We start from the raw sequence: 11,353 nt of genomic DNA on the forward strand, positions 1-11,353 counted from the left end.
TGCACCGGCACGTCGCGGCGTTCACGTTCTCCTCGCATCGGCGCGGCCCGCCTGCTAATATAAGTTGCAACTTATAGAAGGAGGTATGTCATGCCCTTGCTCTCCGATCCCGCCGCCCTCGCGGGTCTGGTCACGCGCGAGGTCCGCACCGGCTCTCGCGACGGCGCCACCACCAGGATCGCGGTCGCCCGCCGCAGCTATCCCACCGATCAGGCCGATCTGTGGGACGCGCTGACCAACGCCGAACGCATTCCGCGCTGGTTCCTGCCGATCAGCGGCTCGCTGGAGGTCGGCGGCCGCTATCAGCTCGAGGGCAACGCCAACGGCGTGGTCGAACGCTGTGACGCGCCGAAGCATTTCGCCGTCACCTGGGAGATGGGCCCGCAGATCTCCTGGCTGGAGGTCACCCTCGGCCCCGCCGACGACGGTACCGAACTGAAGCTCGAGCACGAGGCGCCGATCGATCCGGCCATGTGGACGCAGTTCGGGCCCGGTGCGGTCGGGGTGGGCTGGGACCTCGCCCTGCTGGGCCTGGGGATGCATGTGGACAGCGGTGAGCCGGTGGATCGGACCGTGGCGCTCACGCTGCACACCACCGCGGAAGGCCGTACATTCATCCGCACCGCCGCCACTGCGTGGGGTGAGGCCGCGATCGCCGACGGCGACGACCCTGCCGCGGCCCGGACCGCCGCCGAACAGACCTTCGCCTTCTACACCACCGAACCAGAGGACACCCCGGAAGCTCGATGACCGTCCCACCCGCCCGCATCTTCGATGCGCTGGGCGACCCTGTGCGCCGTCACATTCTCGAACTGCTGGCCGCCGGCGAGCACTCCGCCGGCGCGCTGGTCGAGGCGGTCCGCGCCACCACGACGATCTCCCAGCCCGCGGTGTCGCAGCACCTGAAGATATTGCGCGACACCGGATTGGTCACCGTCCGCGCCGAGGGCACCCGGCGGTACTACCGCCTCGACGCGGACGGCGTGGAGATCGCCAGAACCTGGCTGACCACCTTGCTCGACCCGCTGCATCGGCTGGCGAATCCCCTCGACGCCCTCGCCACCGAGATCGCCCGCGGAAAACGGGAGCGGCGCGCGGGAGACGCCGTCGCCCCGCCGGACGCGCACGAAAGCGGTTACGCCGCAGGGTGATTCACAACAGACCGCTGTTCTTGGCGAGCTGCCTGCGGATCCGTTCGCGCAGCCGCGTGGCGGCGGCCCGGTGCTTGGCCGCGGTGACCCCGTCGCCGCACGCGGTCGCCAGTTCGGCGAGGATCTCGTCCACCGGATCCAATGGGGTGAAACCGGTTTCGAGGCCGGCGACGGTCCCGGCGGCGGGCAGGAGCCGGCGATAGAGTTCGGCGCAGTCGGCGGTGGAACCGAGGGCGATCGCCGCGCGGGCGCGGTGGGCCCGCATCATGACCGGATAGAAGTGCTCGTCGACCTCGGGGCCGTGGTGGAAGAGCGCGGCGGCTTCGGCACGCTCGCCGGCGTCGAGGAGCGCGACGATGTAGATCTGGGTGAGCATGCCGGGGAGGGCGGCCTCGATTTCGGCGAGGCAGTCCACGGCGGGCGACAGATCGCGGCGCGCCCAGCCGAGGGGCAGCAGCGCGATCAGGGCCGCCTCGTCGCCCTCGGGAAATCCGGAATCCTTTCCCGCCGAGCTGCATTCGTCGAAATAGTGCGCCGCCCGGCCGATATCGCCGCGCAGGATCTCGGTGGCCGCGCGGAAGTATCCGAGGATGGTCGCCAACGGCCGCACCTGTGCCGTGCCCGCGAAGTCCAGGGCGAGGGCCGCTTGGCGTCCCGCCTCGGCCAGGTCGACGTTCTGGCAGGCGGTGCGGAAGCGCAGATAGTGTGCGAGAGCGCGGTATTGGGGCAGATCGGCCGACGTGGCGAGACGCTCCAGCTCGGCGGCCCGGTGTCCCAGGTCGTCGCCCGAATGGCCGTCGAGCACCAGATGAGTCAGCGCGTTCAGTGCCAGGCACTGCAATTCGGCGTCGCCGGTACTGCGGGCCAGTTTGAGTGCCGCGTGGGCACGGGTGTGGGCGAGCCGGTGCGCGGCCGGGCTCGATTCGAAGACGGCGGTGGTGAGCAGACGAACCTGGGTGGCCACCGGCTGGTCGCGGGCGGAGGCGACGGCGAGTGCCCGCCGTAGCCGCGGATTCGACCATCTCCAGTCCCGCATCGCCCACACCACCGGGGCGCGCCAACTGGTCAGCGCGCGCACCACCAACTCCCCGTCGCCCAATTCGGTGGCCAGCCGCAGCGCCTGCTCCCGGGCGTCGCGGGCCGCGGCGATGCGCCCCGCGTACGCGGAGGCGGTGACCAGTTCGCAGTAGGCGTCCACGCAGGCGACCCGATCCGCAGGCGAGGCGTCGGGATCCTCGTGCCCGGCCAGCCGCCGCAATTCGATCACCGTGCGCCACAGCGGCGCCGCGTCCGCGCGCATACCGCGCTCGACACAGTGTCGTGCCGCCGTCGTGATGTAGTCGACTGCGGAATCGGCGGTACTCGCGGTGGCCGCCCGCACCGCGTGATGGGCCAGCACCTCGACCGCACGGACGTCGTCGGGCCGGCAGCCGCCCAGCAGGGTGAGCACCCCCTGATGCATCCGCGTCCGTCGCAGCTGCGGAATCCCGGCGTAGACCGTGTCGCGGATCAGCGCGTGCGCGAACATGATTCGCCCCGCGGGATCGATGATCACCAGCCGCGCCAGTTCGGCGGTGCCGACGAGTCCGATGATCTCGTCCTCGGTCCGTTCGGTCAGCGCCACCAGCGTCGCCGGTTCCACCCGCTCCCCGCAGACGGCGGCGTACTCGAGCACCTCGCGGACCGCATCCGGCATCCGCGCCAGTTGCAGTTCGATCACCCCTCGCACACTCGGCGGCAGATCGTGGACATCGCCACCGACGGCCATCGCGGCGGTGAGCTCACGCAGGAACAGCGGGTTACCGCCGGTGCGTTCGTGCAACAGCGCGAGCAGATCGGTATCCAGACCGGAGAGTCCGGCGGCCCGTGCGATGGCACACGTCCCGTCCAGATCGACACCGGTGAGCTCGATATGCGCGGCGGTCGGATCGGCGAGAGCGGCCACGGCGGCCCGCACCGCCGCCGGCGCCTCCACCTCGCGCAGTGTGGCGATGATCAGCAGCGGCTGGTCGTGCAGCCAGGCCACGGCCTGGCGCAGGATCTGCAGGGTGGCCTCGTCGGCGCGGTGCAGATCCTCGAGCACCAGGGCGACCGGGCCGTCGGCGACGGCCTTGCGGCAGCGGTCGGCGATCACCCGGGAGATCTCGAACGCCCCACCGAGAACCGGCCGCGAGGTCAGATCGGCGCCGAACCTCGCGGCGACCTCGGCCCAGACCCACGCTTGCGGCGCCCCGTCCACTTCCGGGCAGCGTCCGGGCGCGACCACCCAGTCGCGGCGGCGCAGTTCGGTGGCGACCGCCTCGGCCAGCGCCGATTTGCCGAATCCCGCGCCGCCGCAGATCCACACCACCCGGGCGCCGTGTTCGATCGCCTCGCACGCCGCCTCCAGAACGACCTTGCGCTGCACCGGGTATCCGAGTGCGGTCGCGCTGTCGGCCCGCTCATTCGGCTCGGGCGATCGCTCGATGTCGCGCACGAGGTCGGCGCGCACCGCGATGGGCGCGGTCGGCAGGGTGGACTCGAGCACCGGAACCGCCTGGTTGAGGATCGCGGTCTCCAATTCCTGGATGCGACGCCCCGGATCCAGTCCCATTTCCCGGGTGAGGAATTCCGCCGTGCGCCGCAGCGTCGCCAGCGCTTCGGTCTGCTGTCCCAGCCGATATTGCGCGAGGGCGAGCAGCCGCACGCTCTCCTCGCGGTCGGGCCGGTCCTCGACGGTGCGCCGCAGGCCGCTGATCACCTCGGTGGTGCGGCCGAGTTCCAGCGCGGCCTGTGCGCGCAATTCACCGGCGGTCAGATACAGATCGGTCAGCCGCGCCGCCTCGGCCGCCGCCCAGCCGCAATCGGCGAAACTCTCCAGCGCGCGTCCGTTCCAGCAGGCCAGCGCGATATCCAGCATGCGGGTGCGGGTGGCCGCCTCGGGGGCATGGGCGCCGCTGCTCACCTGCAGATATTCGTGCAGGAGCGATTCGAACTGCCAGGCGTCGACTTCGGTGTCGCGCAACCGCAGCGCGTAGCCGAGTCCCTCCGACACCACCACCGTCGCCGGCGCCCGGGCGGGACGTTCGGGTTCGAACACCCGCCGCAGGTTGTGGATGTGCACCTGCAGCACCGACGTCGCCTTGGGTGGGGGTTCCCCGTCCCACAACTCGTCGACCAGCCGATCGGACGACACGGCGCGGCCCTGCGCGATCACCAAGCGCGCCAGGAGGGCTCGGGTGAGCCGGCCCGCGAGGCGGATGGGTGTTCCGTCGAGTGCGATGTGCATCGGCCCGAGGACATGGATGCGCCGATCAGCCATGCCATGCCCCCTGCAACCGTGACATCCGGACACCTTCCCCATGGCCCGTCCCGTTCAGCAGCCGACGGACGGCCATTACGCTGGGCATCTGATTTAAATCAGAATCTCTACTCTAAATTTTCGGCGCTGTCTGTCGTTAGCTTCATGGTTGCCAAATCGTTATATCCATTCCGGGTGGTACTTCCGGCGTCCGTGTGTTGTGCATCACGTTCCGGCTGTTCCAGGTTGTGCCACACGTGGTTCGATACTGAGTGGCGAGGTGAGCGGCTTGTAATGCAATTGTGACTTTGTCGGGCGAACCGCTGTTTCGCGGTCGGATGACCATCCTCGGCTCGTATATTTCATCGCAACTTCGGAATTGCTCTCGATATCGGTCAATTGCTTGCCGCCCGATTCGACCGGAAGTGAACCAGAAGTGGGATGGACGAGGCTGACGCTCACAAACCTGATGGATGGGGAGGTTTCGAATGGTTCGAACGTCACAGAACGCGGTAACGGAATTCGGTGGCGCAGGGCAGGAGAAATCATGAGTCAGAACAGGATCCGTCCCCGGCCCACCGTGCCGGACATCGTGGCCCTCTTTCACGACGACGATCAGGCGGGAGAACTGTTCATGCGGACCGACGAGGTGATCGCGGTGCCGGCGGGCCAATTCGTGGCCATGGCCCGCGCCGTCGCGCAACTGGCCGATCACGCCCTGGTCGGCGGCGGAATTCATGCGGACCGCCCGGACGAGGGGACGCTGGGCGCCTTCGCGCACACGGGCGAGAATTCCGTCACGGAACCGGAGCCGGTCACCCGTGGGCTCTATGTCGACGCCGACGGTGACGTCTGGGAGCACGACGAGCTCGGCTGGCGGTTACTGCTGCAGGCCGGCGTGGTCGTCGACCCGGTTTCACATTGGGACTGGATCCTCGGACATGTCGGGGAATTCGGCCCGTTCACTTTCGTCGCCGCGAGCTGAGGAATTCACCGCCGCGTTTTTATCGTCAGACTGACGATTACAATGCCCGTCATGGGCAGTGGTTTTCGCCTCAATGCAGCGGTCGCGGTCGATTTGGTGGTTCTGACCCTGGGCGCCCGCCACACTGCCAACGACACGCTGTGCGCGCTGCTGGTCCAGCGCCTCTACGCACCCTATCGCGGAAGATGGGCGCTGCCGGGAGGGTTCGTCCGTCCCGAGGAAAGCCTCTCCGCGGCCGCGGTACGGGAGCTACGCGAGGAGACCGGAATTCGCGGCGACCGCATGCATCTGGAGCAGCTGGCGACCTACGGTGAACCCGGCCGTGATCCGCGCGGCCGGGTCATCAGTACCGCGTATCTGGCGCTGGCGCCGAATCTGCCCGCGCCGCAAGCGGGTTCGCAGGCCACGGCGGCCGGCATCTGGTCGGTGGAGCAACTGCTCGCCGAGCGCGGCCGCATCGCCTTCGACCATCGCCGCATTCTCACCGACGGTGTCGAGCGGGCCCGCGCCAAACTGGAATACACACCGCTGGCCACCGCCTTCTGCGCCCGCGAATTCACGGTGGCCGAACTGCGCCGGGTCTACGAGGTGATGTGGGGCACCGATATCGATCCGCGCAATTTCCACCGCAAGGTCACCACCACACCGGGTTTCGTCCTGGCTACCGGCGCCACCACCACCCGCGACGGCGGTCGTCCGGCCAAGCTCTATCGCGCCGGGCCCGCGCAGGTTCTGCACCCGCCGATGTTGCGGCCCAGCTGATTCCCCGTCGTTGCCCCCGCGTGCCCGCGCGGTGGTACACCAGGAGTATGACGGAGGTCACTACCGCAACCCCGAGCGCGCCGACGGTCGCCGGGCGCTCGGCGGAGTTCTGGGGATATTTGATGTGGGGGCTCGCGGGCATCGTCATCGCGGTCCCGGAGTTGGCCGCGGTTTTCGATCTGGCCGACTGGCCGACGATTTCGGCGACGATCGGCCACCTCGAGGACGGGCATTCGTGGGTGCGGCTCGTGGTCGTCTTCGTGATCGTGGTGCTGGCCTACTACTCGCTACCGCAGCTGGCGATGCCGCCCCAGCAACCGGCCACGGTCGCGGGCCGGCAGACCACGGCCAACGGCCGGCTCACGCCCGACCCCGATGCCGTGCGCACCGAGGGGATGGGTGGCTATCTGGTGCTGGCCTGCGCGGCGCTGGCCGCCGCGGTCGCCTTCGCCGGGGGAGCCCGCGCGGTCGATCCGGGGACCTTCACCGGCGCCTATGTGCTCTACGGAACCATCGCGGTGATGTGGGTGATCCTGCCGAGCGTGCTGTCGATGTTCTTCGCGCGGGAAGTGCCGTTTCCCACCCTGTTTCGCACGATCGGCTACCTCGAGCATCGCGCGGGGTTCGTCGCCGCGCTGCTGCTCGGACTGCTGGCGATCCTGCTCATCCACCTCGCGCTCTACCCGTGGCCGCGCGTGACCGGCTGACGGGTCACTCCCGGCGCGGCGACCCGAACAGCACGACCTCCATCAGGGCCATGACGCGCTCGGGCGGGCAGAGGTTCTCGTCGTCGCCGAAGACCCGGCCCAGATCCACCACGAGCCCGAATCCGGCCTGCACCAGAATGCGCGCCTGCGCCTCGGACAGCTCCGGCCGCACCGCGACCAGCAGTTTCACCCATTCGGCCACGATCAACCGCTGAATATTGCGCAGCACCGTGCGTTCCTCGGGCGGAACGTGGCTGAACTCGGCGTAATAGACGAAGGTCAATTCGCGTTCTTCGAACGACCCGGTGACATACAGGTCGATCAGCTTCGACAGGGCCTCGGCGGGAGATTTCGACGAGGCGGTGGCCGGGCCGATCGCGCCCGACACCCGATCCGCCGCCCGCCGGAACGCGGCCGCGAGCAGATCGCTCTTGCTGCGGTAATACCGGTAGACGGCCGAGGCCGCGGACAGATCCGCGGCCGTCGCGATGTCCTCCACGCTCACATTGGGATAGCCGCGCTGGTGGAACAGCTCCACCGATTTCTTCAGCAGCAGTTCGTGTTTGAACGACTGCGGTATCTCCACCGACCGCGATGTGGCCACCGCCGGCGCGGCGTCCGGTAGTTCGGCGCCGATGATCGCCCATGCGGCCGAATTGAGCACCGCGGTAAGCGATTTCACCGGAAGCGTGGCGTGGTGGTCGCCGATGCTGCTGACGATGCTGAGCAGCGCCACCGCGCGCACCAGCCGGTCGCGCCGGGGCAGTTCCGGGCGCAATTCACCGAGCAGGTCGGCGAGGGCGCGGATCGAGGTGGTGAACTGCTCGTCCAGCGTCGCGCGATCGGTGTCGTCGAGATAGCGGCCCTCCCACCGCGCCAACGTCACGGTCGGGCGGTTGGCGATGGTCGCGGCGATCATGGCGTCGAGCACGCCGGCCAGCCGCTGCCGCACCGGAAGGTCCGCGGCCTCCGGATCCACCGTGGTCGATTCCACCGTCAGCGCGCCGAGACGCAGCAGTTCCTCCCGGAACAGGGCGTACTTGCTCGGATAGTGCCGGTACAGGGCCGCCGAGGAAATGCCGAGGCGGGAGGCGATGTCCTCCATGCTGACCCCGTGATAGCCCAGTGAGCCGAACGCCGCCGCCGAGGTCGCGGCGATCTGGGCACGCCGATTCTTCGGGCGACGGCGAATCACCCGCTCCTGTGGCTTTGTTGCCGGCTGTTCTGCGGGGCTCGCGGTGCCGCGCTCTACGCTCACGGTTCCGGCCTGTCTGTGGTGCGGCGGCACTCCTCGGCACTCATGAATGCCATGGTAGTCACCGGACGATTTCCGGCTGTCCGGTGTTACCGCCGGTTCCGGGAGACCTGCGGGGGATCGCCGCAGTGGCGAAGGCCGAGCTCGGACCGGGTCTCGACAATTGTGTCCTATCGCCGCCGGCGCCCGGGCCACCGGGGTGTCCCGGCGCGAATGAAAGGCATTCTGTCGCAAGCAAATACCGACCGGATTCATCTTTTCTCGGATACCACTCAGCTTGGGCGAATGACCAGATCGCTTGCTCGTATCGAAATAGCATCGTTTCGACTCTCGTCACTGGCAGCGGGTGCCCGCCCCGCCGTACGCTGCGCTGGCACTCGGCACCGATCCGGCATCCCCGCCGGTCGGGAATTCATACGACACCGCGGTAGCGAAGGGACTCTCGATGCGCACGCTGGACCTGGAACGGATCATCCGGGCACCCCGCGCCGACGTCTTCGACTGGATCACCGACGCCACCAACTACCAGCGCGTTCCGGCGATCCGGCGGGTCACTCCGGTCCGTCCGGGCAATGTCTCCGAACACGGGGTGGGGGCGGTGCGGCTGCTGGTGACGCCGCTGCTGCGCTTGACGGAAGAGGTCGTCGACTACGACCCGCCGCGACTGTTTCGTTATCGCATATTGAAATCGCTTCCGCCGCTGCGACGTCAGGACGGAACCGTGACCTTCGACGACCATCCGTCGGGCACCCGGGTGCGCTGGCACTCCCAATTCGAGGTCGCCACACCACTTTTCGCCGCCGCCTGGACCCTCGCGCTGATCCCCGCCGTCTATCTGGGCGTCAGCGCGGTCCTCTCGACCGCCGAGGCCGAACTCCGTCGCGAGTAGGCCGCGCCGGCTCGGGCCTCGGCTCTCAGCTCAGCGCGGCCCAGGCCATCTCGCGCAGAATGGGCCGGGCCCGTCCGGCCAGCGTGGGGGAGGCGCTGTGCGGTGTGGAGTTGATCAGGCCGAAGGTGGCGTGCGCCTTGACCCGCGCGGCGGTCTCGTCCAGTTCCGGGTGCAGGCCGCGTAGCACCCCGACCCAGATCTCCACGTACTGCCGCTGCAGGCGGCGCACCTGCCGCCGCGCGGATTCGGGCAGGCTTTCCAGGTCCCGATCCTGAATACGGATGAGTTCGGGCTCGCCGAGGGCGAAGTCGAGATGGAACTCGATCAATCCGGCCAGTGCCGTGCGCGGGGATTCGGCCTGTTCGGCGACGGCCTTGCCGCCCTCGAACAGCCGGGTGCTGATTCCGACCAGCAATTCGACCAGGACGGCTTCCTTGTTGGGGAAGTGCCGGTAGACCGCCGGCCCGCTGATACCGGCCGCCGCGCCGAGGTCGTCGAGCCGCACCCCGGGGAAGCCGCGGTCGGCGATGAGCCGCGCCCCGGCCTCCAGTAATTGTTGCCGCCGCTGCGCCTTGAGCTGCTCCCGGCGCGTGGGAGCGATGGCCTCACTGCTGCTCATCGGGCTCCTCTCCGCAGGTCGGCGGCGTTCGGCGGGTCCGGTTTCCGGCACGCCTGGACATTTCAGTTAACGAAGATTATCTTAGTTTCCAGTTATTGGCCACTAACCGAATGGGCAGGATGGCGTGATGACCCTGACGCAGGACGTGCAGGCCGGCAATCGTGCCGCACATCTGGCGCTGCTCGACGAGCTGCGCGCGAAGCTGGCGGCGAGTGCGCTCGGCGGACCCGAGCGGGCCCGCGAGCGGCATCTGGCGCGCGGCAAACTGCTGCCGCGCCAGCGGGTGGACCGGCTGCTGGATCCCGGCAGTCCGTTCCTGGAACTGTCGCCGCTGGCGGCCGACGGCATGTACGGCGACGACTGCCCGGGCGCGGGGGTGATCGGCGGTATCGGACGAGTGTCCGGCCGGGAATGCGTGATCGTCGCCAACGACGCGACGGTCAAGGGCGGCACCTATTACCCGATGACGGTCAAGAAACATCTGCGTGCCCAGGAGGTGGCGCTGCAGAACCATCTGCCGTGCATCTACCTCGTGGACTCCGGCGGCGCGCATCTGCCGCATCAGGACGAGGTCTTCCCCGACCGCGAACATTTCGGCCGGATCTTCTACAACCAGGCGACCATGAGCGCCAAGGGAATCCCGCAGATCGCCGCGGTCCTCGGGTCCTGCACCGCGGGCGGCGCCTATGTCCCCGCGATGAGCGACGAGGCGGTGATCGTGCGCAATCAGGGCACGATCTTCCTCGGTGGGCCGCCGCTGGTGAAGGCGGCCACCGGCGAGGTGGTCACCGCGGAGGAACTCGGCGGCGGCGAATTGCATTCGCGCACCTCGGGTGTCACCGACCATCTGGCCGACAGCGACGAGGACGCGCTGCGCATCGTGCGCCGCATCGTCGGCACCTTCGCGCCGAAGTCGCCGAGTCCGTGGGAGATCACCGCGCCGGTCGGCGCGATCGCCCCGCAGTCGGAGCTCTACGACGTGGTTCCGGTGGACCTGCGCACGCCCTACGACGTGCACGAGGTGATCGAGCGGATCGTCGACGGCGGTGAATTCCAGGAATTCAAGGCCGAGTACGGCCGCACCCTGGTCACGGGCTTCGCGCGCATCCACGGCCATCCGGTCGGCATCGTCGCCAACAACGGTGTGCTGTTCGGTGAATCCGCCCAGAAGGGCGCGCATTTCATCGAATTGTGCGACAAGCGGGTCATTCCGCTGGTGTTCCTGCAGAACATCACCGGTTTCATGGTCGGGCGCGACTACGAGGCGAGCGGTATCGCCAAGCACGGCGCGAAGATGGTGACCGCGGTCGCGTGCGCGCGAGTGCCGAAGCTGACGGTCGTGATCGGCGGTTCGTACGGCGCCGGCAACTATTCGATGTGCGGGCGGGCGTATTCGCCGCGCTTCCTGTGGATGTGGCCGAACGCCCGCATCTCGGTGATGGGCGGTGAGCAGGCCGCCTCGGTGCTGGCCACCGTTCGCGGCGATCAGCTCGGTGATTCCTGGAGCGCCGAACAGGAGGAGCAGTTCAAGGCGCCGATCCGGGAACAGTACGAGCACCAGGGCAATCCGTACTACTCCACTGCCCGGCTGTGGGACGACGGGGTCATCGATCCCGCCGATACCAGAACCGTGCTCGGCCTGGCGCTGTCGGTCTGTGCGCAGGCGCCTCTCGAACCTGTCTCCTACGGCGTATTCCGGATGTGA

At 68.5% G+C, this 11,353-nt stretch carries 10 protein-coding genes; 7 read left to right on the forward strand and 3 right to left on the reverse strand.

Features of this window, described 5'->3' with window-relative positions; genetic code table 11:
• Positions 1–90 precede the first annotated feature (90 nt).
• Entirely contained in the window at positions 91–750 is a 660-nt protein-coding gene (locus tag A5789_RS20555; RefSeq protein ID WP_064923376.1) for an SRPBCC family protein, read from the forward strand.
• Positions 747–1,151: a helix-turn-helix transcriptional regulator gene (locus A5789_RS20560; RefSeq protein WP_064906737.1), complete on the forward strand. Its 405-nt coding sequence runs from the start codon at positions 747–749 to the stop codon at positions 1,149–1,151. The genes A5789_RS20555 and A5789_RS20560 overlap by 4 nt, the downstream gene beginning before the upstream one ends.
• 1 nt (position 1,152) lies before the next feature.
• Here A5789_RS20560 and A5789_RS20565 read toward each other — a convergent pair whose 3' ends face one another.
• On the reverse strand, positions 1,153–4,452 hold the full coding sequence (locus A5789_RS20565; RefSeq protein ID WP_064927332.1) for a BTAD domain-containing putative transcriptional regulator: 3,300 nt from the start codon (positions 4,450–4,452) through the stop codon (positions 1,153–1,155).
• Between the two features lie 526 nt (positions 4,453–4,978).
• Between A5789_RS20565 and A5789_RS20570 the strand changes: the two genes are divergently transcribed.
• From A5789_RS20570 to A5789_RS20580, 3 genes are read left to right on the forward strand one after another with little or no spacing between them, the layout of a single operon-like run.
• Positions 4,979–5,416 carry a hypothetical protein gene (locus tag A5789_RS20570; RefSeq protein ID WP_063015709.1) on the forward strand — a complete coding sequence of 146 codons (438 nt, stop codon included), beginning with the start codon at positions 4,979–4,981 and terminating at the stop codon, positions 5,414–5,416.
• A 51-nt stretch (positions 5,417–5,467) separates the two neighbouring features.
• A complete protein-coding gene (locus A5789_RS20575) occupies positions 5,468–6,178 on the forward strand; it encodes an NUDIX domain-containing protein (RefSeq protein WP_036505725.1) in 711 nt (236 codons plus the stop codon).
• Positions 6,179–6,225: 47 nt separating this feature from the next.
• Positions 6,226–6,885, forward strand: coding sequence for a hypothetical protein (locus tag A5789_RS20580; RefSeq protein ID WP_030517142.1), 660 nt, complete (start codon positions 6,226–6,228; stop codon positions 6,883–6,885).
• A gap of 4 nt (positions 6,886–6,889) precedes the next feature.
• On the opposite strand, the gene A5789_RS20585 is transcribed toward A5789_RS20580, so the two are convergent.
• A complete protein-coding gene (locus tag A5789_RS20585) occupies positions 6,890–8,143 on the reverse strand; it encodes a helix-turn-helix domain-containing protein (RefSeq protein ID WP_063015718.1) in 1,254 nt (417 codons plus the stop codon).
• 442 nt (positions 8,144–8,585) lie between these two features.
• On the opposite strand from A5789_RS20585, the gene A5789_RS20590 reads away from it, so the two are divergent.
• Positions 8,586–9,029 (forward strand): SRPBCC family protein, encoded by a 444-nt coding sequence (locus A5789_RS20590; RefSeq protein ID WP_063015717.1) that lies wholly within the window; start codon positions 8,586–8,588, stop codon positions 9,027–9,029.
• 25 nt (positions 9,030–9,054) lie between these two features.
• On the opposite strand, the gene A5789_RS20595 is transcribed toward A5789_RS20590, so the two are convergent.
• Entirely contained in the window at positions 9,055–9,648 is a 594-nt protein-coding gene (locus A5789_RS20595) for a TetR/AcrR family transcriptional regulator (protein WP_030517145.1), read from the reverse strand.
• Positions 9,649–9,775: 127 nt separating this feature from the next.
• On the opposite strand from A5789_RS20595, the gene A5789_RS20600 reads away from it, so the two are divergent.
• Complete coding sequence (locus A5789_RS20600; RefSeq protein WP_064903708.1) at positions 9,776–11,353, forward strand: carboxyl transferase domain-containing protein; 1,578 nt, start codon at positions 9,776–9,778, stop codon at positions 11,351–11,353.

The organism is Nocardia sp. 852002-51101_SCH5132738 (genome assembly GCF_001665695.1).
Taxonomy (GTDB): Bacteria; Actinomycetota; Actinomycetes; order Mycobacteriales; family Mycobacteriaceae; genus Nocardia; species Nocardia nova.

What these genes read in the sequence shown, in the direction of transcription:
- A5789_RS20600 (WP_064903708.1), top strand. Translation starts at nt 9,776, where the DNA reads ATGACCCTGACGCAGGACGTGCAGGCCGGCAATCGTGCCGCACATCTG.
- A5789_RS20555 (WP_064923376.1), top strand. Translation starts at nt 91, where the DNA reads ATGCCCTTGCTCTCCGATCCCGCCGCCCTCGCGGGTCTGGTCACGCGC.
- A5789_RS20560 (WP_064906737.1), top strand. Translation starts at nt 747, where the DNA reads ATGACCGTCCCACCCGCCCGCATCTTCGATGCGCTGGGCGACCCTGTG.
- A5789_RS20565 (WP_064927332.1), bottom strand. Translation starts at nt 4,452, where the DNA reads ATGGCTGATCGGCGCATCCATGTCCTCGGGCCGATGCACATCGCACTC.
- A5789_RS20580 (WP_030517142.1), top strand. Translation starts at nt 6,226, where the DNA reads ATGACGGAGGTCACTACCGCAACCCCGAGCGCGCCGACGGTCGCCGGG.
- A5789_RS20570 (WP_063015709.1), top strand. Translation starts at nt 4,979, where the DNA reads ATGAGTCAGAACAGGATCCGTCCCCGGCCCACCGTGCCGGACATCGTG.
- A5789_RS20590 (WP_063015717.1), top strand. Translation starts at nt 8,586, where the DNA reads ATGCGCACGCTGGACCTGGAACGGATCATCCGGGCACCCCGCGCCGAC.
- A5789_RS20575 (WP_036505725.1), top strand. Translation starts at nt 5,468, where the DNA reads ATGGGCAGTGGTTTTCGCCTCAATGCAGCGGTCGCGGTCGATTTGGTG.
- A5789_RS20595 (WP_030517145.1), bottom strand. Translation starts at nt 9,648, where the DNA reads ATGAGCAGCAGTGAGGCCATCGCTCCCACGCGCCGGGAGCAGCTCAAG.